General features: G+C 63.3%; 20 protein-coding genes. 13 read left to right on the forward strand and 7 right to left on the reverse strand.

Annotated elements, in window-relative coordinates; genetic code table 11:
* Positions 1-2 precede the first annotated feature (2 nt).
* Positions 3-3,290, forward strand: coding sequence for a carbamoyl-phosphate synthase large subunit (carB, locus tag CHB87_RS11535; RefSeq protein ID WP_089408562.1), 3,288 nt, complete (start codon positions 3-5; stop codon positions 3,288-3,290).
* Positions 3,291-3,399: 109 nt separating this feature from the next.
* Here the strand turns inward: carB and CHB87_RS11540 are convergent, their stop codons facing one another.
* Complete coding sequence (locus tag CHB87_RS11540) at positions 3,400-3,882, reverse strand: hypothetical protein (protein ID WP_089408563.1); 483 nt, start codon at positions 3,880-3,882, stop codon at positions 3,400-3,402.
* A 153-nt stretch (positions 3,883-4,035) separates the two neighbouring features.
* On the opposite strand from CHB87_RS11540, the gene CHB87_RS11545 reads away from it, so the two are divergent.
* Positions 4,036-5,079 (forward strand): dihydrodipicolinate synthase family protein, encoded by a 1,044-nt coding sequence (locus CHB87_RS11545; protein WP_089408564.1) that lies wholly within the window; start codon positions 4,036-4,038, stop codon positions 5,077-5,079.
* A 129-nt stretch (positions 5,080-5,208) separates the two neighbouring features.
* Here CHB87_RS11545 and CHB87_RS11550 read toward each other — a convergent pair whose 3' ends face one another.
* From CHB87_RS11550 to CHB87_RS11575, 6 genes are all read right to left on the reverse strand, one after another.
* Positions 5,209-6,171 carry a tetratricopeptide repeat protein gene (locus CHB87_RS11550; protein WP_089408565.1) on the reverse strand — a complete coding sequence of 321 codons (963 nt, stop codon included), beginning with the start codon at positions 6,169-6,171 and terminating at the stop codon, positions 5,209-5,211.
* Positions 6,172-6,284: 113 nt separating this feature from the next.
* Positions 6,285-7,085 carry an OmpA family protein gene (locus CHB87_RS11555; RefSeq protein ID WP_245817947.1) on the reverse strand — a complete coding sequence of 267 codons (801 nt, stop codon included), beginning with the start codon at positions 7,083-7,085 and terminating at the stop codon, positions 6,285-6,287.
* 72 nt (positions 7,086-7,157) lie between these two features.
* Complete coding sequence (locus CHB87_RS11560; protein ID WP_245817948.1) at positions 7,158-8,504, reverse strand: translocation protein TolB; 1,347 nt, start codon at positions 8,502-8,504, stop codon at positions 7,158-7,160.
* Positions 8,505-8,668: 164 nt separating this feature from the next.
* Entirely contained in the window at positions 8,669-9,472 is an 804-nt protein-coding gene (locus CHB87_RS11565; RefSeq protein ID WP_089408567.1) for an energy transducer TonB, read from the reverse strand.
* Positions 9,473-9,474: 2 nt separating this feature from the next.
* Positions 9,475-9,900: an ExbD/TolR family protein gene (locus tag CHB87_RS11570; RefSeq protein ID WP_089408568.1), complete on the reverse strand. Its 426-nt coding sequence runs from the start codon at positions 9,898-9,900 to the stop codon at positions 9,475-9,477.
* Positions 9,901-9,902: 2 nt separating this feature from the next.
* A complete protein-coding gene (locus tag CHB87_RS11575; protein ID WP_089408569.1) occupies positions 9,903-10,694 on the reverse strand; it encodes a MotA/TolQ/ExbB proton channel family protein in 792 nt (263 codons plus the stop codon).
* A 206-nt stretch (positions 10,695-10,900) separates the two neighbouring features.
* Here CHB87_RS11575 and CHB87_RS11580 point away from each other — a divergent pair, with 206 nt between their 5' ends.
* From CHB87_RS11580 to CHB87_RS11625, 11 genes are all read left to right on the forward strand, one after another.
* Positions 10,901-11,434 (forward strand): hypothetical protein, encoded by a 534-nt coding sequence (locus CHB87_RS11580; protein ID WP_142988311.1) that lies wholly within the window; start codon positions 10,901-10,903, stop codon positions 11,432-11,434.
* Between the two features lie 65 nt (positions 11,435-11,499).
* Entirely contained in the window at positions 11,500-12,204 is a 705-nt protein-coding gene (locus tag CHB87_RS11585; protein WP_089408571.1) for a hypothetical protein, read from the forward strand.
* A 64-nt stretch (positions 12,205-12,268) separates the two neighbouring features.
* Entirely contained in the window at positions 12,269-13,963 is a 1,695-nt protein-coding gene (gene recN, locus CHB87_RS11590) for a DNA repair protein RecN (RefSeq protein WP_089408572.1), read from the forward strand.
* Positions 13,964-14,029: 66 nt separating this feature from the next.
* Entirely contained in the window at positions 14,030-14,179 is a 150-nt protein-coding gene (locus tag CHB87_RS22260; protein ID WP_176441704.1) for a hypothetical protein, read from the forward strand.
* Positions 14,180-14,343: 164 nt separating this feature from the next.
* Entirely contained in the window at positions 14,344-15,357 is a 1,014-nt protein-coding gene (locus CHB87_RS11595; protein WP_089408573.1) for a 4-hydroxy-3-methylbut-2-enyl diphosphate reductase, read from the forward strand.
* Between the two features lie 49 nt (positions 15,358-15,406).
* Complete coding sequence (gene shc, locus CHB87_RS11600) at positions 15,407-17,425, forward strand: squalene--hopene cyclase (protein ID WP_089408574.1); 2,019 nt, start codon at positions 15,407-15,409, stop codon at positions 17,423-17,425.
* 58 nt (positions 17,426-17,483) lie between these two features.
* Positions 17,484-18,620 carry an adenosyl-hopene transferase HpnH gene (gene hpnH, locus CHB87_RS11605; RefSeq protein ID WP_089408575.1) on the forward strand — a complete coding sequence of 379 codons (1,137 nt, stop codon included), beginning with the start codon at positions 17,484-17,486 and terminating at the stop codon, positions 18,618-18,620.
* A gap of 2 nt (positions 18,621-18,622) precedes the next feature.
* On the forward strand, positions 18,623-19,069 hold the full coding sequence (locus CHB87_RS11610) for a hypothetical protein (RefSeq protein ID WP_089408576.1): 447 nt from the start codon (positions 18,623-18,625) through the stop codon (positions 19,067-19,069).
* Positions 19,070-19,089: 20 nt separating this feature from the next.
* The gene (hpnA, locus tag CHB87_RS11615; protein WP_089408577.1) at positions 19,090-20,088 is read left to right on the forward strand and encodes a hopanoid-associated sugar epimerase; all 999 of its coding nucleotides are present in this window, start codon (positions 19,090-19,092) and stop codon (positions 20,086-20,088) included.
* Positions 20,085-20,825, forward strand: a complete 741-nt coding sequence (locus CHB87_RS11620; RefSeq protein WP_089408578.1) for a phosphorylase family protein — start codon at positions 20,085-20,087, stop codon at positions 20,823-20,825. The genes hpnA and CHB87_RS11620 overlap by 4 nt, the downstream gene beginning before the upstream one ends.
* 78 nt (positions 20,826-20,903) lie before the next feature.
* On the forward strand, positions 20,904-21,983 hold the full coding sequence (locus CHB87_RS11625) for an alcohol dehydrogenase catalytic domain-containing protein (protein WP_089408579.1): 1,080 nt from the start codon (positions 20,904-20,906) through the stop codon (positions 21,981-21,983).
* Positions 21,984-22,076 lie beyond the last annotated feature (93 nt).

The following is a 22,076-nucleotide window of genomic DNA, read 5'->3' on the forward strand; positions in this document are numbered from 1 at the left end:
AAATGCCACGCAGGAATGACATCGCGAAGATTCTGGTGATCGGCTCGGGGCCGATCGTGATTGGGCAGTCGGCGGAGTTCGACTACTCCGGCACGCAGGCGTGCAAGGCGCTGAAGGCCGAGGGCTACGAGGTGGTGCTGGTGAACTCGAACCCGGCATCCATCATGACGGACCCGGAGGTCGCCGATCGCACGTACATCGAGCCGTTGACGACGCAGTATGTGGAAGAGATTCTGCGCGTCGAGGTGGAGCTGTTGAAGGAGTCTGGCAAGCCGGGCGTCTTCGCGGTGCTGCCGACGGTGGGTGGGCAGACGGCGCTGAACCTGGCGGTCGATCTGGCCGACGCGGGCGTGCTGGACAAACTCGGCGTGGAGCTGATCGGCGCGAAGCTGGAGGCGATCAAGAAGGCCGAAGACCGCCTGCTCTTCAAGGATGCGATGACCAAGATCGGCCTCGACATGCCGCGCTCGCAGTTGGTGCGGACGGTGTCGGACGGGCTTGGCTTCGCGGCGAAGATCGGCTTTCCGGTGGTCATCCGGCCGTCGTTCACGCTGGGCGGTTCGGGCGGCGGCATCGCTTACAACCGCGAAGAGATGAATGAGATTCTCTCGCGCGGACTCGATCTTTCGCCGGTGGGCGAGTGCCTGATCGAGGAGAGCGTGTTGGGCTGGAAGGAGTACGAGATGGAGGTGGTGCGTGACCTGAACGACAACGTCATCATCATCTGTTCGATCGAAAACTTCGACCCAATGGGCGTGCATACGGGCGACTCCATCACTGTTGCGCCGGCGCAGACGCTGAGCGACCGCGAGCTGCAGGTGATGCGCGATGCGTCCATCGCCGTCATCCGCGAGATCGGCGTCGAGACCGGCGGCAGCAACGTGCAGTTCGCGGTGAATCCGCTGAACGGCCGCATGACGGTGATCGAGATGAATCCGCGTGTGTCGCGTTCGTCGGCCTTGGCGAGCAAAGCCACGGGCTTCCCGATTGCGAAGATCGCGGCGCGTCTGGCGGTCGGTTACACGCTGGACGAGCTGCAGAACGACATCACCAAGGCTACACCGGCCTGCTTCGAGCCGACGATCGACTACGTCGTCGTCAAGATTCCGAAGTGGCAGTTCGAGAAGTTTCCCGGCGCGGACGAGATTCTCGGGCCGCAGATGAAGTCGGTCGGCGAGGTGATGGCCATCGGCCGCACCTTCAAAGAAGCGATGATGAAGGCCGTGCGCTCGCTCGAGACGGGCAAGAAGGCGACGGCGGACGACATCGAGCCGCGCCGTCTGACGCAGCGTCTGGTGACGCCGCATCCGGAGCGTCTGAGCTACCTGCGCTACGCCTTCGAACGCGGCATGAGCGTCCGCGAGGTCGCCAAGATGACTGGCATGGACCCCTGGTTCCTCTACCAGATGAAGCAGATCACGGACGAGATCAAGGCCATCGGCGAGAAGACCATCGACGATGTGACCGCCGCGGAGCTGCGCACGGCCAAGCGGATGGGCATCTCGGACGAGCGGCTGGCCGCGGTCTGGGGCTTGACGGGCGCGGAGGGCACAAAGGCGGTGCGCGCGCTGCGCAAGCGGCTGAACGTCATGCCGGTGTACAAGATGGTCGACACCTGCGCGGGCGAGTTCTTCAGCGAGACGCCTTACCTGTATAGCTGCTACGACGAGGAGGACGAGGCTGCACCGACCGATCGGAAGAAGATCCTGATCCTCGGGTCGGGCCCGAACCGCATCGGGCAGGGCATCGAGTTCGACTACTGCTGTTGCCACGCTGCGTTCGCGCTGCGCGAGGACGGCTACGAGACGATCATGGTGAACTGCAACCCGGAGACGGTCTCGACCGACTACGACACCTCGGACCGCCTGTACTTCGAGCCGCTGACGCTTGAGGATGTACTGGGCGTCTACGAGCATGAGGCTGCGAGCGGCGCGGACATCGGCATGATCGTGCAGTTCGGCGGGCAGACTCCGCTGAATCTGTCGCTGCCGCTGAAGCGCGCCGGTGTGCCGATCATCGGCACGTCGCCCGAGTCGATCGATCTGGCGGAGGACCGCAAGCGCTTCGGCAAGCTGATCGAAGATCTGGGCATACCGCAGCCGGAGGGCGCGCTGGCGACCTCGATCGCCGAGGCGCTGGCTGGCGCGAACCGCGTGGGCTACCCCGTGCTGGTTCGTCCCAGCTACGTGCTGGGCGGTCGCGCGATGGTGCTGGCGTACGACGACGAGACCATCGTCCACTACATGAATACGGCGATCGAATACTCGCAGGAGCGGCCGGTGCTGATCGACCACTTCCTCGAGGATGCGACCGAGTGCGACGTGGATGCGCTATGCGATGGCGATGACGTCATCATCGCGGGCATCATGCAGCACATCGAAGAGGCCGGGATTCACTCGGGCGACTCGTCCTGCGTGCTGCCGTCGGTCGACCTGACGGATGAGGTCAAGGAGACGATCCGCGACTACACGCGCAAGCTGGCCAATGCGCTCGATGTGCGTGGCCTGGTGAATATCCAGTACGGCGTGCAGCGTGGCAAGGTCTTCGTCATCGAGGTCAACCCGCGCGCCTCGCGTACGGTGCCGTATGTGTCGAAGGCGACGGGGATTCCGCTGGCGAAGATTGCAGCGCGCATCATGACCGGCCGCAAGCTGAAGGAGCTGTTGCCCTCGCAGGTGGCGGATGGCAAGGATCTCGATACGGGCTCGCACTTCTTCGTGAAGTCGCCGGTCTTCCCGTGGGGTAAGTTTCCGGGCGTGGACACGGTGCTTGGGCCGGAGATGAAGTCGACCGGCGAGGTGATGGGAGTGGCGGACAACTTCGGCGAGGCCTTCGCCAAGGCGCAGATCGCCGCCGGCCAGCATCTGCCGGTGAAGGGCACCATCTTCATGAGCGTCAACGATCACGACAAGGACGGCGCGGTCGCGCTGGCGAAGCAGTTCCAGGACATGGGCTTCCACCTGGTGGCGACGCATGGCACGGCCGCGGTCCTTGAGGCGGCGGGCATGCTGCCGGAGCGGGTCTACAAGGTGAAGGAGGGCCGCCCGAACGTGGTCGACTTCATCAAGGGCGATCGTATCCAGATGATCATCAACACGCCGCGCGGGCAGGATACGGTCTTCGACGAGAAGGCGATCCGCCGGGCGGCGGTGCTGGCGCGCATTCCGACGATCACGACGCTGGCTGCGGCGCGTGCGGCGGCGGAGGGAATCTCCGCCCTGCAGAACGGTACGTTGACGGTGACGGCGCTGCAGACGCTGCATGCGGAGCGGGAGACGGTGGGGGCTTAGGCCTCCGTCGTTTACTGGCGAAAGAGCAGCAGATTCCCTTCGGGAATGACAAAAAAAGACGGGCTGATCCGATGCGGATCAGCCCGTCCTGCTTGCAGCGAAGAGGGAACTATTGGTCGAGGCCGAGGCGCGCGCCAATGGAGTAGCCGATGACCGACAGCGGGATCCAGGTGCCGATGAGCAGGCCGTCGCCGCCCATGAGGCCGGAGCCGTTCTCGACGTCGAAGAAGGTGCGCCAGAGCTTTTCGAGTGCGCCGCAGTGCTCGCACAGGCCGTTGCCGGTGGGCAGGTCCAGCACCCAGACGCAGACGACAGAGAAGATAAGCAGGCCGGAGATCCAGACATAGCGCGCGATGACGTTCTGCTGGGTCTTGGCGATGACGAAGCCGCCGAGCATGGGAACCATCAGAGCCAGGATCGTTCCGATCGCCTTGGGCGGAATCGCGTCCTGATCGACGCGCATGACGAGGCCGCCAACGACGATCACGGCCAGAATGGCGATAGCGATAAGCGTGTGGGCGAAGAACCATAGCGCCTCTCGCCCGAGCTCCCCGGCGGACTTACCCTGCGAGATTTCAAATTCTTCGGTCATGCTTTCGTTTATACGGCATTGGCGGGGATTTTCAAGGCCTCAAACGAGGGAGTATCAAGCAAAGTTACTGCACTTTGGTGTTAGGTGAGGAAAAAGCGCCGGATTGGCGGGCTTCGGCTGTCACGCAGGGCGCACGGCTTCTAAAATAGAGGGATGCTGCTTGAAGGAATTCATCTGCCGTTGACTACACCGTTCTATCCGGACGGACGCCTGAACCTGCGCAAGCTGGAGCACAATGTGGATCGCTACTCGCGGACGCCGGTCGCCGGTCTGCTGGTGCTGGGGGCGAGCGGGGAGGGTTCCGCGCTGACCGACGACGAGACGGTGGACGTGCTGAAGACCACGAGCGAGCTGGCGGCGAAGGAGAAGGTGTTGCTCGCGTGCGTGGGACGCGACAGCGTCTTTGCGACGCTCGCACTGGCGGAGGCAGCCGCCGCGGCGAAGTTCGACGCGGTAGTCGTGGGCGCGCCGTCGTTCGGGCCGGAGCTGCGGCTGGAGCTGGTGACTTATTTTCAGGCCGTGGCGGACCGGTCGCCGCTGCCGGTGGTGTTGTCGAGCACGGCTTCGGCGCGGCTTTCGGTCGATGTGCTGGCGGAACTGGCCGGTCATCCGTCGATCCTCGGCGTGATCGACTCGGAGGCCGTGGGGGAGCGGCTGGCGGCGATTCTGGCGGCGACGAATCATGTCAGCCGCGAGGTGACGGTGACGACGATCTTTGCCGCGGCGACCGGGCGGATGCTCGCTGTGACCGTGCCTTCGGGTGCGGGAACGTTCGTTTCGGCGGAGAGCCTTGGTGGCGGCGGCGCCGCGCTGGCTGTCGCACCGCCGGTTCCAGCGTTGAAGACCCGGACCAAACGCATCGGCTTCCAGGTGCTGGGTGGAACGACGGAGACAATGCTGGATGCATTTGCTGGCGGCGCGGTTGGGGCTGTGCCGAGGTTTGGCGCGTCCGCTCCGCAGGCCTGCAATGAGGTCTTCCAGGCGTGGAAGGATGGCGATGCTCCGCTGGCAGCGGAGAAGCAGGCGAGGATTCTCGCGGCTGCAGCCCGGATGGAGGGCGCCGGAGCGGTCGGGGCGATCAAATATGGCTGCGATCTGAATGGATACTACGGCGGCCGGCCGCGGCTTCCGCTGCTCGCGCCGACGATCGATGTGCGCGGAGCGATCGATCTGGAGATGGCCGGGTTGAAGAACTAGACTCCGATTGGGATGGTTGTTGATTTAAAAGAACAGCAGATTCCCTGCGGGAATGACAAACAAAAAAGACAAATAAAAGCTAGAGGCCGAAGCGGATGGTTCCGCTTCGGCCTCTAGCTTTGAGAAGAGCTACTGCGCGCGGGGCTTGACCGGCACGCCCATGCCGCTGAGCTTGCTGCGAGCCTGCATCGCCTCGGGCGAGTTGGGGAAGCGCTGGATGAGCGACCGTAGCTCGCGGATGCCGGCTTCGTTCTGCTTCAGTGCGATGAGCGCCTGGCCCTTGTGCAGGTGCGAGGCGGGCACCTTGTTGTTGTCGGGGAACTGTTCGATGACCTGATCGTAGTCCTTGGCGGCGACGGCGTACTTCGCCCCGCGATAGTCGATCTCACCCATGTAGTAGTGGGCGTTCCCAGCGAGATTATTGTCGGGGTAGGACTTGGCGACGTCGCCGAACTCGGAGTAGGCGAGGGCGTACTTGGCGGCCATGTAGTCGCTGAGGGCGGCCTTGTAGAGGTCTTCTACCGGAGCTGCGGCAGCGGCTGCCAGGGGCGGCGCCTGCTGGACGATCGGCGCGGGCTTGCCCTTCCGGGGCTGGTCGACGGTGGGCTGTGGGGCGATCTCGGGAATTGGCGCGGACTGCGCGGCGGGAGCGCCGCCCGATTGCGGCATGCTCTGCATGGCGGCGGCGGCCAACGACTGCTGCTGGCCCTGGATATCCTGCATCAGCTTTTCGAGGCGCGCCATGCGAGCCTTGATCTCGTCGAGCGTGTCGTTGAGCGACTGCACCTGGCCGGAGATCTGGTCGACCTTGGTGCCCTCGGCGTTCTGCTGGCCGGCGAGCTGCTTCTGCACCGAGTCGACCGTCGCGGTCATGCGGTTGACGGAGTCGGAGTTCTGCTGGACGAGATTCTTGATCAGGCCCATGTTCTCGTCCTGCGTCTGCTGCAGGCGCGCGATGGCGTCCTGCAGTTGCTGGATCTGGGTCTGGAGCTGGATCATGTCCTTGCTGACCGCGAAGGCCGGCGTGGCTGCGAGCGGGGAGAAGGCGATGGCGGCAAAGAGGAGGGTGTTGCGCAGGCGGCTGGAGTTCATGGTTGGACCTTGCTTTCGCCGGTGATGCGGGCAGATCTGGATACTGCTGGCGGAACGCAGGTCCTTCGACTACGCTGCGCTCCGCTCAGGATGACAGACGGTTACGGTGAGGGTTAGCGGTCGAGCGAGAACTGCGCGCGACGGTTCTCCTGCCAGCAGGCCTCGTTGGCCTCGGTGCAGAACTGCTTCTCCTTGCCGTAGCTGATGACGCGGACGCGGGCCGGAGCGACGCCCGCGTTGATCAGCGCGGTGCGGGCGGAGTTGGCGCGGTTTTCGCCGAGGGCCAGGTTGTACTCGGCCGAGCCGCGCTCATCGCAGTAGCCGCCGATGACGACGCGAACGCCGGGGTGCGCAACCATGTATGCCGCGGCCTGCGCGACCGAGGTCTGGCCGTCGGGGCGCAGCTCGTAGCTGTCGTAGTCGTAGAAGACGTCCTGCACGGCGGCGTGGAAGGCCGCGTCGGTGCCCATGTCGCCGCCACCGCCGCCGTTGGTCGCATCGGACGGAGCGACAGGCGCAACGGGGACGCGGACGGTGACGCGTACGTTCGCCTCGACCAGTGCTCCGCTGTCGCTCTTGGCGGTGAGGTGGAAGTTGGTGGAGTTCGCGGGCGAGACGGTCTGGGTGCCGTTCACGTTCACCTGGCCGATGCCGTCGATGGTGACGACCGTGGCGTTGGTGGTGCGCCAGTTCAGCACGACCGACTGACCGAGATCGATCAGGACGGGATCGGCCGTGATGGTCGCGGTGGGCTGGACCGAGGCGGTCGTCGGCGGTTCAACCGGACCGAGGCTGTTCGGATCGACGCCGCTCTTCTTCTTTCCGCAACCGGTCGCCAGGGTCAAAGCGAGGGCAAGGGTGAGCAGCGTGCGGGCGATCGGCATACGCGAGGTCGTCATGTGTTCCTGAGTCATAGTTGGCTCCTAAATTCTGGTCGTTCGTTCATTCTCTCAATCGAAGATCGAGGCAAGCTGAAGATTTCCGGGCTACTTCCAGCTCCAGTTCGGCATGTCCGCGCCGGGACCGGTCAGTGCGTGCTTCTGGGTTCCGTCGGCGAGCATGGTGAAGATGCGGGAGCTCGATGCGCGGTCATTGGGCCCGTTGGTGTAGACGATGTGGCGGCCGTCGGGCGACCAGGAGGGGAAGTCGCACAGGCCGGAGTCGTGGGTGAGCTGAATCCACTTTTTGGAGGAGATCTCCATGACGTAGATATCGCGTCCGCCGGGCGCTCCAGGGCCGTATTTGCGGTCCCAGGCGAAGGCGACGAACTGGCCGTTGGGCGACCAGGAGGGCGAGCTGACGTAGCCGCCGTCGGTCAGACGCTGCACGGTCGAGCCGTCGGAGTCCATGATGTAGAGCTGCGGCAGGCCGGTGCGTCCACTGATCCAGGCGATCTGCGAGCCGGTGCGCGGGTTGAAGACGGGAGAGCTATCCGGACCCTTGAAGTTGGTGATGCGGCGGGCGAGGTTGCCGTTCGCGTCCGAGACCCAGATCTCCGGATCGCCCGAGCGGGAGGAGGCGAAGGCGATGGACTTGCCATCGGGCGCCCATGCGGGGGAGTTCGAGCCGCCGGTCGACGGAAAGTTCACGACACGGCCCAGCAGCATGGAGTAGACCTTGACCTGGAAGCCCTCCTTGCCAAGCGAGACGAAGGCCAGTCGCGAGCTGTCGGGCGAGATGCGCGGCGAGATGGAGATGGTGCCGAGGTGGGTGATCGGGTGCTGGTTCGCGCCGTCGTAGTCCATCTCCCAGATCTCTTTGTTGGCGCCGGTGAGCTTGACGAAGTAGATCTTGCTCTCGGCGATGCCGGCGGTGCCGCCGCCGAGCCGGAAGATGATCTCGTCGGCGAAGCGATGTGCGATCTGCCGGGCGGAGTCCTCGCTGGCCTCCTCCTGATATTGCTTGGCGAGCACCTGCGGATACTGCGTGTTCTTCGCGTCGAAGAGGAAGCCGTTGACCTGCACCTTGCCACCGCTGACGCCGAGGTTTCCGAAGGCTACCATCGCCGCATTGACCGGCGCGATCGACCACTGGCCGAGGCTGATCTCGGCCGGTACCCCGGGAGTCGAGGTTGGGGCGAGGCTCTTCGAGACGAGGTCGAAGATGCCGGCGTTGCCAAGGTCGGAGTAGAGGGTGGTGTCGAAGGCGCGCTTGAGACTGCCGGCGTCGCCGGAGCCGGGCTTGAAGTCGGCGACCGCGATCCGGATCTGGCTGCCGCTGCCGACGATGGTTCCGGTGAAGTCCTGAGCCCGTGCAGCGGGCGTAAGGCAGATGACGGCCAGCGCGACGAAACCGGTTACCATCGCGCGGAGAAGAGCAGTCTTTCGGGACATGTCTACCATTCCTCTCTATGGTAGACGCAAAGACGGCGAGTGGGGGTGTTTGCTTGTTTCGAGGTTGAGGATAATTGGGGTGATTCTCCTGTTTGGGTGTCTGGTGGAGAGGAGAAAGGCAAAAGCAGATTCCCTGCGGGAATGACAAACAAGTAAAACGAAGACTACTGCGGGATGAAGGTGTACTCGACCGTGACGTGGTCGAGGCCGGGCTGCGGCAGGGGGCCGAAGGTGTCGATGCGCTGCAGGGCACGGACGGCCGAGAGGTCGAGCGTGGGCGAACCGCTGCGCGAGGCGACGGCCACGTCGCGCACGGAGCCGTCCGCGTTGATGATGAAGCTGATCGAGACCTTCTTGCCCAGCGAGGCGCGGGAGTCGGCCTCCTGCTGGATCCAGTTCCGGTTGATCTTGCCGCCGACCGCCTGCACGTAATAGGGGAAGCGGTCGCCGAAGCTGCGTTCCTGCACGTTGACGGTGGATGTGCCGCTCTTGGTCTGCTGGGTGACCTGTGCGATGCGCATGCCGGAGCTGTCGCCGCTGGTGGCCTTGGGTGTCGGCGGCGGTGGCGGCTGAACGTGCTTGGGCGGTTCGGGCGCGGGGGGCTTCTCGGCCTTGGGCAGGGGCTTCTGCGGCTTCACCTTGTCGGGGATCAGGACTTCATTTGGCTTGGGTGGCGGCTCGGTCTTCGGCTCCGGCTTGGGCGGGGCGACGCTTGGGGTGTCGGAGGCAAGCACCTGATCCTGCACCGGCTTGACCTTCGGGGGCAGAGGCAGCGCCTCGACCATCTGGGCCTGCACGGCGCCGGCCTGCGAGGCGTTGTCGCCCCAGTGCTGATCGTGATGAGACAGCAGCGACCATCCGAGGATCGAACCCAGAATCGCGGCATGCAGCACAAGCGCGCCGGCAAAGCTCGAGCCGAGGCTCTCCTCTTCCTTGGGGCTGCGCGTCTTGAGGGTCAGGGTCGGCATGGCTACTGTTTATAGGGCTGGGTGACGATGCTGATGTTGGTGATGCCGGCGCGCTTGACCGCCTCCATGACCGAGGCGAAGGCGCCGAACTGGACCCGCTCGTCCGCGCGTACGTAGACGATGCGCTTGGTGGGTTCGAGCTTCGCGCTGGTCAGACGTCCGGTGAGGTCGTTGATGTTCACCGGCTTGTCCTGCAGGTATACGTTCTGGTCCTTGTCGATCGTGACGACCATGCGCTCTTCGGTCAGGGTCTCGGTCGAACGCGTGTGCGGGATCGCCACCTCGATGCCCGATTGCAGCACCGGCGCCGAGATCATGAAGATGAGCAGCAGCACCAGCACCACGTCGACCAGCGGCGTAATGTTGATGTCGGACATCGCGGTCTGGGTGTGGCGCGAGCCGTTCGACCCGCGGGCGGAGAAGGCCATGGCTAGAAGCTCCTCCGGCGGGGCTCTTCGGGGGCAACGGGAGTGGGCGCGACCGGGGTGATGGCGGCGGCGTTCTCGATGGCGTTCAGAAGTTCGCGGCCGAAGTCGTCGATGCGCGCGCCGAAGTCGCGAAGCTGCGAGGTGAGCTGGTTGTAGCCGACGACCGCCGGGATAGCCACGACGATGCCGGCGGCGGTGGTGATGAGCGCCTCCGAGATACCCGGTGCGACCGCGCGCAGCGTCGCGCCGCCTGCGGTGCCGAGGCCGTGGAAGGCGTCGATGATGCCCATGACCGTGCCGAAGAGGCCGATGAAGGGCGCGATGTTGGCGATGGTGGCGAGCCAGGTGATGCGGCGCTCCATGATGGTCAGGGCTTCGCTGGATGCGGTGGCCGCGGCGCGCTCGAGCCCTACGGGATTGCGCGGAAGGCCGCGTCCCTGGGTCTGACGGTGGTACTCGTCGTTGATCTCGGTGAAGACGGCGACCAGCGGGCTGGGCTTGAACTGTTCTGCAACCGCCGCGATCTCCGACAGTCTGCCCGACTTGCGGAAGGCGCGCAGGAAGCGGGCGCTCTGCGCCTTGGCGGCCGAGAAGCTGCGCCACTTCGCGATGATGATGGTGATCGAAAAGACGCTCATGGCCGCAAGGAGAATGAGCACGGTGAAGGCGACCGGGCCGGAGTTGTGGATCATCTCGCCGAGCGCGGAGGAGTGCGCGGCTACGGGAGCGGCTGCGGCGGGGTCGGCCGTGGGATCGACCTGGAGGAGCATGGTTGCAAGCGTGGCAAGTGTCATTCGGCGGATGGACCTCTGGTAATCAAGACAATTATAGGGTTCAGACTTCGACCGGTGAGCCATTGAAGCTGATGTATCAATAGATGCGATTCAGGAAAGAGACGGATTGCGGATTGTAGCGTTCGAAAAGACCGCTTGACCCCGCATCCGTGCAGATCTAGATTTCCGGTATGAGACAGTCGAATGCGAGTTCGGTTGAGCGCGGGTTGCTCCTGATCGCCTTGCTTTGTGCGGTGCATGGCGTACCGGCCAGGCTGCTTAGCGAGTCGCCGAGCAGTTCGGTTGCATCGGCCACTCAATCGGCTAATGCGCCGTACACGCGTTGGATGCCGCCCGGACGTTCTCTCCAGGATGCGCGTCTCGGCAAACGCATGAAGGAAAAGATTCTGCGCGATGTCGGAGCAACCCCGGACCTCGAAAGGGAGGTGCTTGCCGCGGAAAAGTACACGACGGTGCTGCCGTTTACGGTGGGCGATGCGAGCCATCCGAGGCGTCTCATCCGGGTGTGGGGCGGTTTGTGCGGGAGTGGAGTTTGTCCCATGCTCATCTACGATGCGGCTTCCGGTCAGAAACTGTTGCAGGAAGACGGCTGGGATTTTCAGTTTTTGCCGACGATGCACGCGGGCGCGCGCGATGTGATGGTTCGTCACAAAGACGGATGCTGCAATGGGTCGACCGTGTTCTACCGTTATGACGGAAGCCGCTACCGGCTGAGTCGGACGACGTCCGATCATCGCTGACCGATTCGAGCTTCGTAACCGGCTCGTGCTATGCTTCGCGAAAGCGAACGAGAGGCGAAGCGGACATGCTGCTGGAGTTGCGAGCGGAGAACTATGCGGTGATGGATCGGGCCTCGGCCGCGTTCGGAACCGGCTTGAACCTTTTGACGGGCGAGATGGGCGCGGGCAAATCCACCTGTATGAGCCAGTTGCGTGTAAGGTGCATCGTGCGCGGAATACTCCTGATCACCTTACTGTTAGCTGAACAGAGCGCTTCGGCTGGTGGCATTATCATTTCACCGGACCACCTGGCTGAACCGGCAACGCAATCCCTTGAGAGTCCGGCTCTTCCTCGCCTGCTCGACCGATCGGACCCAAGGTGGACGACTGGACGTTCTCTCCAGCGCGCGCGGCTAGGAAAGAGAATGACCGATCGCATCCTGCGTGATCTCTGGGCATTGGATGATGCGGCTTCGGCCGAAGAGAATACGATGGTCCTGCCGTTCGCCGTTGTACAGCCTGGGCGAAAGAGACATCTGATTCGGGTCTGGGCCGGTGGCGATGCCTGCGGCGCCACTGGTGTTTGCTCGATGCTGATTTACGACGTCGATTCGGGCAAGAAGCTGTTAGCGACGGCGGGCTGGGACTTCCAGTTCCTGCGGGCGGCACATCATGGCGCTCACGACATACTTGTCCGGGACAAAAGCTCATGCTGCGAAGGATCGCGAATCCTGTACCGGTACGATGGGACGCGGTATCTGCGGATCTGGCAGGTAGCCGAGCAGTATTGAACATTCGAGCTTCGTAACCGGCTCGTGCTATGCTTCGCGAAAGCGAACGAGAGGCGAAGCGGACATGCTGCTGGAGTTGCGGGCGGAGAACTATGCGGTGATCGATCGGGCTTCGGCCGCGTTCGGAACCGGCTTGAACCTTTTGACGGGCGAGACGGGCGCGGGTAAATCCATCCTGATCGACGCGCTGGTGTTGCTGCTGGGCGGCAAGGCGTCGGCCGATTTTGTGCGGCATGGCGCGGAGAAGGCGGTGGTCGCGTGCGCCTTCGAGATGACGCCCGGTGCGCGGACGGTGCTGGAGGAGAACGGCATCGACTCGGATTCGGAGGAGCAGATTCTGCTGCGGCGCGAGATTCTGGCAACCGGCAAGGGGCGCGTCTTCATCAACAACCAGGCCGCGACCGTGGGCGTGCTGCGGCTGCTGGCGCCGGAGCTGGCGCTGGTCCACGCGCAGGGCGAGACGCTGGGCTCCTTCGACGCCATGCAGCAGAGAATTCTGCTGGACCGCTTCGGCGGCGTCTCGACCGATGCGGTCGCGGCGGCGTACGCTTTGTGGGCCGCGACGACGGAGCGCCTTGAAGCCATGCAGACCGATGAGCAGGACCGTCTGCGCATGGCCGACCTGTGGCGTTTCCAGAGCCGCGAGATCGATGACGCAGCCATCGTGGGCGAGGACGAGGACGCCCAGCTCGAGGCCGAAAAGCGCGTGCTGGCGAACGCCGAGAAGCTGTATACCGCGGCGATGAACGCGCACGATCTGCTGTATGAGTCCGAACATGCGACCGAGACGACTCTGGGCGCGGCGTTGAAGTTCGTCGAGGAGCTGGCGCGGTACGATGCGCGCTTCGTCGAGCCGGCGCAGTCGCTGGCCGCGGCCAAGGCGACGGTCGAGGACGTGAGCGCCACGGTGCGCGACTTCGCCGAAAATGTGCAGGCTGGGCCGGAGCGGCTGGAAGAGATCGAGGACCGGCTGGCGCAGCTCGACCGGCTGAAGCGCAAGTATGGCAAGACGCTGGCGGAGGTGATCGCCTTTGGCGCGGACTCCACGCGGAAGCTGGCCGAGGTGGAGAATCGGGACGCGCTGCTGGCGGAGCTTCGAGCGCTTGAAAAAGAACAGGCGGCGGACTACTGCAAGGTCGCCGGCGAGCTGACCGAGGCGCGGGCGGAGGCGGCGAAGCGGCTCTCGAAGCTGGCCGAAAGGCAGATCAACGATCTGGCGATGTCGGTGAAGTTTACGGTCGAGGTGAAGCCGCGCCGCGACTCCGAGCACTGGGCGGCGCATGGCTGGGACGAGATCGGCTGCCTGATCGCGACCAACGCCGGCGAGCCGTTGAAGCCGCTGGACGAGATCGCCTCGGGCGGCGAGATGTCGCGCGTGATGCTGGCCCTGAAGGTGACGGTGGAGGAGCAGGTTGCGATGCGGGCAGGGAAGAAGCGGGCCGCTTTGCCCAGGACTCTTGTGTTCGACGAGATCGACATCGGCATCGGCGGCCGGGCGGCGGAGGCGGTGGGGCAGAAGCTGAAGACGCTCTCGAAGACTCAGCAGGTGCTGTGCATCACGCATCTGCCGCAGATTGCAGCCTTTGGCGATCAGCACTTCCTGATCGAGAAGACGCAGGCCAACGGGCGCACCCAGACCGATGTCCGTCGAATGGACGATTCCGAGCGGGTGCAGGAGATCGCCCGCATGCTGAGCGGCGCGAAGCTGACCGAAACCAGCATCCGCCATGCGCAAAATCTGATGGAGTCGAGCCGGTGATGCAACCTTTTTTATTCGAGGTGAATCATAGCTGGTGAAAGCAACTCATTCCTTCAGGAGTTCCCGATGTCGACCGATAAGAAGTGCGCCCATGTTGGCTGTACCTGTCCGGCGAAGTCCGATTCGAAGTATTGCTCGACCTATTGTGAAGACTCGGCGGGCACCACGACGCTGACCTGCGACTGTGGTCACGAGGGATGCGCGGACAAGCTCTAGCGCGATTTAACCTGGCCGTAGCGTTCGTCGGAAGTCCAAAGAAAAGCGACCGAAGGGTGAATCCTTTTCCCATCGGTCGCTTTTTCCGTCTCCGAGCCTCCATTTTGCACCGATATCGGGGCAAATATGGTGCTCAACGGGCGGGAAGCGGTATACTGGAGAACGTGACCGCATCTACCCTCGACCAAATCGGCAGTGAAACGGGCGTCGCCACACCGACGCACAAACGTGTACTTCTCCTGAAACCCCGCGGCTTTTGCGCCGGCGTCGTACGCGCGATCGACATCGTGCAGATCGCGCTGGAGGCATTTGGGGCGCCGATCTATGTGCGTAAGGAGATTGTGCATAACAGCTACGTGGTGACGGATCTGGCCAAAAAAGGCGCGATCTTCGTCAACGAGTTGGACGAGGTGCCCGAGGGCGCGCGCGTCATCTACTCGGCGCACGGCGTCTCCCCGGCCGTTCGCGAGGCAGCCAAGGAGCGCGGCCTGAAGGTGGTCGACGCGACCTGTCCGCTGGTGACCAAGGTTCACGTAGAGGCAATCAAGTTCGCCAAGCAGGGCTACTCGCTCGTGCTGGTGGGCCATCGCGACCACGAAGAGGTCGAAGGCACGCAGGGCGAGGCGCCGGATGTCACTCAGGTGGTCTCGACGTTGGAAGAGGTCGACGCGCTGGTGGTTCCGAATCCGGACAAGGTCGCCTACCTGACGCAGACGACGCTCTCGCTCGACGAGGCGCGCTACATGATCGAGGCGCTGAAGGCGAAGTTCCCGAACATCGTTGGGCCGCATGCGCAGGACATCTGCTATGCGACCGAGAATCGTCAGGTAGCCGTGAAGAATGTGGCACATGGCGCAGATCTGGTGCTGGTCGTCGGCTCGAAGAACAGCTCGAACTCGAACCGTCTGGTGGAGGTTTCGAAGAATCTCGATACGAATTCTTACCTGATCGATTCGGCGGATGCGATCCAGCCCGAATGGCTGGAGGGCGTCGATACGGTTGCTGTGACCGCAGGCGCTTCGGCGCCCGAGGTTCTGGTGAAGGACGTGGTGCTCTATCTGCAGTCGCGCGGGTATGGCGACGTCGATGAGGTCGAGGTTATGCCGGAGAATGTGCGTTTCGGTCTGCCTCCAGAGATTGTGCAGGCCATCAAGCCCGCTCCGCCTGCGTCGCTCTAGTTTAGGAGTTCCGTCTATTGCTGGGCCGATTTCAGAGAGTTCTCCTTCGATGAGTGCAGTTCCAATCAATTCGAATAAGGCAGCAGGGTCTTCGCAGCCACGCTTCGGCCGCATGGACCTGGGGCTTGATCATGTCGCCGGCGCCGTAAAGCGCGCGACCGACTGGCTGATGGGTCAGCAGCATGCCGACGGATACTGGTGCGGCGAGCTGGAAGCCGACGTCATGCTCGAAGCCGACTATATCTTCATGCATGTGCTGCTGGGCACGGGCGATCCGGGCAAGATGGAGCGGGCGATCAACGAGATCCTGCGCCATCAGAACGAGGATGGCGGCTGGGGTCACTATCCCGGCGGCCCGTCGAATATCAACTACGGTGTGAAGTCGTATCTGGCGCTGAAGTTGATGGGCTGGTCGGCAAATCATCCGGTGTTGGTGAAGGCGCGGCAGTGGGTGCTGGCGAATGGCGGCGTGGTGGAGTGCAACACCTTCACCAAGATTTATCTGTGCGCGATGGGGCAGTACGACTACGACGCCGTGCCTGCGGTTCCGCCGGAGATCATCCTCTTTCCGGACTGGTTCTACTTCAATATCTATGAGATTAGTGCATGGTCGCGCGCCATTCTAGTGCCGCTGTCGATCATCTACGCGAAGAAGCCGTTCCGGAAGCTGTTGCCCGAGCAGTCGATCGAAGAACTCTTCGTCGGTGGCCGGGAAAACTCCGATCTGCATCTGCGCTGGGATCGAAAGCACCCGATCTCGTGGCGTAACTTCTTTCTTTTCACGGACCGCGTCGCGCACTGGGCGGAGCGGGTCCATATTCGTCCGCTGCGCAAGAAGGCGCTGAAGAAAGCCGAGCAGTGGATGCTGGACCACTTCGAGCGTTCGGACGGTCTTGGCGCCATCTATCCGGCGATGCTGAACGCGATCGTCGCGCTGGTCTATCTTGGGTACTCCAAGGACGATCCGCAGGTCATCCGCGCGATGGACGAGTTCGAGAAGCTGGGCATCGACTGTCCGAACGGCACGCCCGACTATCCGACGCCAACCTTCCGTATGCAACCATGTTTTTCGCCGGTGTGGGATACGGCGCAGGTGCTTTCGACGCTGGGCGAGGCTGGGCTTTCGCGCACCGATCCGCGTCTGGTGAAGGCTGCCGACTGGCTGCTGTCGAAGGAGATTCGCTACAAGGGCGACTGGTCGCACAACGTCAAGAACGTCGAGGCGAGCTGCTGGTGCTTCTTCTTCAACAACGATCACCAGCCGGACGTGGACGATACGGGCGAGGTGCTGCTGGCGCTGAAGGCGGTCGACAATCCGCGCGAGCGTTATCAGCATGAGGTTTCGCAGCGGGCGATCGAGTGGGTCTTCGCGATGCAGTGCCGGAACGGAGGCTGGGCCTCGTTCGATAAGGACAACACGAAGAAGATCTTCGAGTCGATCCCGTTCGCCGACCATAACGCGATGATCGATCCGCCGACGGTCGACATCACGGGCCGAATCCTGGAGATGCTGGCGCAGTACGGCTACACCCGCAAGGACGCGCGAGTCGAAAAGGCGATCCAGTTCATCCTGAAAGAGCAGGAGCCGGATGGGAGCTGGTTTGGCCGCTGGGGCGTCAACTATCTTTACGGAACGTTCCTGGTGCTGCGCGGCCTGGAGGCGATGGGCTTCTGGAACCACGAGCCTGCGATTCAGAATGCCGCCGAGTGGATTCGCATGGTGCAGAACGCCGACGGCGGCTGGGGCGAGACGTGCGGAACCTACGACGATCCGAACCAGCGCGGCGTCGGTCCTAGCACGCCTTCGCAAACCGCATGGGCGCTGCTGGGGTTGCTGGCTGCGGGTGATACACGGTCGGACTCAGTCGCTAAGGGTGTCCGTTGGCTGGTCGAGCGGCAGCACGAGGATGGAAGCTGGGATGAGCTTGTCCCCGGACGCAACGGCGAGAGCTACTACACCGGAACGGGCTTCCCGCGCGTCTTTTACCTGGGATATCACTTGTATAAGCAGTATTTTCCCTTGCTGGCTCTGACAACCTACAGCCGGGCGATGGGCAAGAGCGAGTAAGAACAGTTTTAAGTGGTGAGTGGTTAGTTGAACTGCTGAGCGCTTTCGGAGGATTTCGATTATGGTTCCCATTTCGCAGGCCTGGACGGTTGCAACGTACGTGTTGAAGCAGAAGCTGGCGGGGCGCAAGCGGTATCCGCTGGTGTTGATGCTCGAGCCGCTCTTTCGCTGCAATCTGGCGTGCGCGGGCTGCGGGAAGATCCAGTATCCGGCGCACATCCTGAAGGCGGAGCTGAGCCCCGAGGACTGCTTCCGCGCGGTCGAAGAGTGCGGTACGCCGATGGTGTCGATTCCTGGCGGCGAACCGCTGCTGCACCCCCAGATGCCCGAGATCGTCGCCGGCCTGGTCGCGCGCAAGAAGTACGTCTACATGTGCACGAACGCACTGCTGTTGAAGGAGAAGCTGCACCTGTTCAAGCCGAGCAAGTATCTTTCTTTCTCGGTGCATCTGGACGGGCAGAAGGAACACCACGATTTCGCGGTCTGCCGCGAGGGCGGACACGATATCGCGATGGAAGGCGTGCGCGCCGCTGTTGCCGCGGGCTTTCGCGTGACGACGAACACGACGCTCTTCGACGGCGCCGATCCGAACTCGGTTCGCGCGCACTTCGACGAGTTGATGGCCGCGGGCGTCGAGAGCATGATGGTCTCGCCCGGCTACACGTACGAGAAGGCGCCCGACCAGACGCACTTCCTGGGCAAGGCGCGCTCGCGCCGGCTCTTCCAGGCCATTCTTTCGAACCGGAAGAAGAGCTGGGAGTTCAACACGCATCCTCTGTTCAGCGAGTTCCTGATGGGCAAGCGGGACTTCGAATGCACGCCGTGGGGCATGCCGACGTTTTCGATCTTCGGCTGGCAGAAGCCGTGCTACCTGCTGCAGGACGGCTATGCCGACACCTTCCAGGAGCTGCTCGACACGACGGAGTGGGAGAATTACGGCGCGAAGAGCGGCAATCCGCGCTGCGCGAACTGCATGGTTCACTCGGGTCACGAGGCCTCGGCGGTGGATTACAACTTCGGCTCGCTGAAGGGCTTCCTGGTCACGGCGAAGAAGTACATGTTCCCCTCGACGTATGAGGATGCGCATGCGATGAAGCTGCTGAACGAGTGGCCGAAGGCAACGCATGCGCCGCTGGTGCAGATTGCATCGCCGGTGAAGACCGCGGCTGAGCTGCAGGAAGTCTCGGGAGACTAAAGATGTCCACGTTACAGCAGGAACACGCGAAGATCGAGCAGTTGGCGCACCAGAGCGCGGACGAAATCGAAGTAATGGCCGGGCGCGAGCGCGAGGCGCTGCAGGGCTGGGTGCCGACACTGGCGACCGACGCCGAGGTGCGCGAGGCTCTCGAAAAGGCCTTCGACTATCGCGGTGACATCACGATCACTCGCAAGGACGGGTCGCAGGTGGAGGGTTATCTCTTCGACCGGCGCACCGGTTCGACGCTCGAGAACTCGCTGGTGCGCGTGATGCCTTCGAACGGGTCGCCGAAGCTCAATATCGCCTATTCGGATATCGCCGCGCTTGCCTTTACGGGCCGGGATACGGCTGCGGGCAAGACCTTCGAGGCCTGGGTGAAGAAGTACTGGGAGAAGAAGGCTGCGGGCGAGAAGAATATTCAGATCGAGCCGGAGAAGCTGGACTAACTGGAATAAGATAGCTTCCCATGCGTGTTTTTCTTACCGGTGCAACCGGATTTGTCGGCAGTCATGTGGCTCGGGCCTATGCTGCTCAGGGCGCGGATTTGCGTCTGTTGACGCGTTCGACCAGCAATCTTTCCTCACTGGAAGGGCTTCGCGGCGCGGAGACGGTAGTCGGCGATCTGCGCAAGGCGGAGGCGCTGCGGCCGGCGCTTGTGGGCTGCGATGCGCTGGTCCATGTGGCGGCGGATTACCGGCTGTGGGTGCGCGATCCGGAAGAGATGATGGCCTCGAACGTCGGCGGCACGCGCGAGCTGCTGCGGCTGGCGCGGGAGCTTGGTGTGCCGAAGGTGGTCTACACCTCGTCGGTTGCGACCATGGGATTCAAGATGGATGGGACGATCGTCGACGAGCAGACGCCTGTCTCGATCAAGGACATGATCGGTCACTACAAGCGCTCGAAGTATCTGGCGGAGCAGGAGGCGATCGCGGCGGCAAAGGCCGGGCAGCACGTCGTGATCCTGAACCCGACGACGCCGATCGGCGCGAACGACGCCAAGCCAACGCCGACGGGGCGGATCATCGTTGATTTCCTGAACAAGAACTTTCCGGCCTATGTGGACACCGGGCTGAACCTGGTCGATGTGGCCGAGGTGGCGCGGATGCATGTGGTGGCGCTCGACCATGGTACGCCGGGTGAGCGGTATATTCTGGGCGGCGAAAACCTGACGCTGAAGCAGATTCTCGACCGGCTTTCGGCGATGACCGGGCTGCCTTCGCCGACGATGAAGGTGCCGCACGCGGTCGCGATGGCGTTTGCGTTCTTCGATGAAAACTTTACCGGCAAGCTGCGGGGCAAGGAGCCGCGCGCGACGGTGGAAGCGGTGCGGATGGGGCGCAAGATGATGTTCGCCAGCTCGGCGAAGGCGGAGCGCGAGCTCGGGTTCAAAGTGATGCCGGTGTATCCGGCGATGCGGGCGGCGGTGGACTGGTTTGTGGCGCATGGGTACGCGCCGAAGCCATGAAGATTGGGATTATCGCGGCGCTGCCCGACGAACTTAAGCCGCTGGTGCGTGGCTGGGGCCGGGTGAAGGGAATGGCGAAGGGCGTGTCGATGTGGCGGCGACCGGGCGGGCCTGACGAGATCCTGGCAGTCTGCGGGGGGATGGGGTCGGCTGCTGCGCTTCGTGCCTTTGCTGCGGCGGAGGCAGACGGGCCGTTGGATCTGGTGCTGTCGGTTGGCTGGGCGGGTGCTCTGACCGGCGAGGAGAATCTTTCGCATGTGATGTCGGAGATCGTCGATGCGCAGACGGGCGAGCGCTTTCTGCTGACGGAGGGTGAGCGCCGGTTGCGGGTCGTCACGGCGGCGCGGGTGGCGGATGCGGCGGAGAAGCGGCGTCTGCGTGAGAGCTACGGCGCCGTTCTTGTCGATATGGAGGCTGCGGCGATTGCCCGGCTGGCGCAGATGCGTGGAATTCCCATGTGTTGCTTCAAGGCCGTTTCGGATGGCGCGGGGGCGGAGCTGCCGGATATCAATCCATTTATCGGCGCGGATGGGCAGCTCATGCTGCCGCGGTTCCTCGCGCACGTTGCGGTGCGGCCTCAGTTCTGGGGTGCGTTGATCGAGATGGGGAGCCGGGGTCCGAAGGCGGCGAAGGAGCTGGCTCGGACGATTGAGGCGTTTCTGGTGGAGAAGGACTTTGCGGCGGTGAACCGGACGGGCGTCATCGGGAAGACAGAAGCAGATCCTCTTCGAGGATGACAAATAAGAAAAGCAAAAGCAGACTCCGTTCGGGAATGGCAAACAAAGGGCGACGGCTCTGTGGCGAGGATGACGAGGATGGCAGAGGTGGAGATTCCGGCAACGATGCGTGCGGCTGTGTACCGCGCTGTGAATGAGGTGGTCGTCGAGACCGTGCCGGTGCCGGAGATCGGCCCGGGCGAGGTGCTGGTCAAGATCCACACCTGTGGCATCTGCGGGACGGACCTGAAGAAGATTCACACCGGATCGCACTCCGCGCCGCGTGTCTTCGGACATGAGATGGCCGGAACGATCGTCGCCGTGGGCGAGGGCGTGACGCGGTTTGCCGCCGGCGAGCGAGTGATGGCCTTCCACCATATCCCATGCGGTGTGTGCTTTTACTGCCGCAAGCAGACCTTTGCACAGTGCGAGACCTACAAGAAGGTCGGGACGACGGCGGGATTTGCCGCCTCGGGTGGCGGCTTTGCGGAGTACATCCGGGTGATGGACTGGATTGTCGAAGCAGGCGGTCTGGTGAAGGTGCCGGAGGATATTCCGTTCGAGCAGGCGGCGTTTATTGAACCGGTAAATACGTGTTTCAAGGCCGTCAAAATGCTGAACCTCGCATCAGATGACACGGTGCTGGTGATCGGGCAGGGGAGCATCGGTATTCTGCTGGCGGCGCTGGCCCGGCGTACCGGAGCGGCGGTGTTGACGAGCGATCTGTATCCTGAGCGGCATGCCGTGGCGGCGCAGTATGGTCTGCATCACCCGATCGACGCTCGCGGCGATGTCGTCGGCGCGGCGAAGGCTGCGACCGAGGGACGCGGCGCGGATGTGGCGCTGGTTGCGGTCGGCGCGGATGCCCTGATTGCGACGGCGATGGAGGCGATTCGTCCCGGCGGACGCGTGATGCTCTTCGCCAGCACGCAGCACGGCACGGCGGCATTCGATCCGGCGGCGGTCTGCATGGACGAGAAGACGCTGATGGGTTCGTACTCGGCGTCGGTGGCGATCCAGCAGGAGGGGATCGACCTGGTGTTTGCCGGGTATCGCGACGGCTCGCTCGACCTGACGAAGCTGATCTCGCACCGCTTCACGCTGGAGGATGCGGTGGCCGGGATCGACCTGGCGTCGCATCCCGTGGCGGATTCGATGAAGATCGTGATTCAGCCGTAGGGCGGATTGCTTGGTCGCCCGCAGCAAGAACAGGCAAAAGCAAAGGCCAAAGCTAAAGCAGATCCTTCGCTTCGCTCAGGATGACACGCTTTT

The sequence above is a fragment of the Granulicella rosea genome (assembly GCF_900188085.1).
GTDB classification, from domain to species: domain Bacteria; phylum Acidobacteriota; class Terriglobia; order Terriglobales; family Acidobacteriaceae; genus Edaphobacter; species Edaphobacter rosea.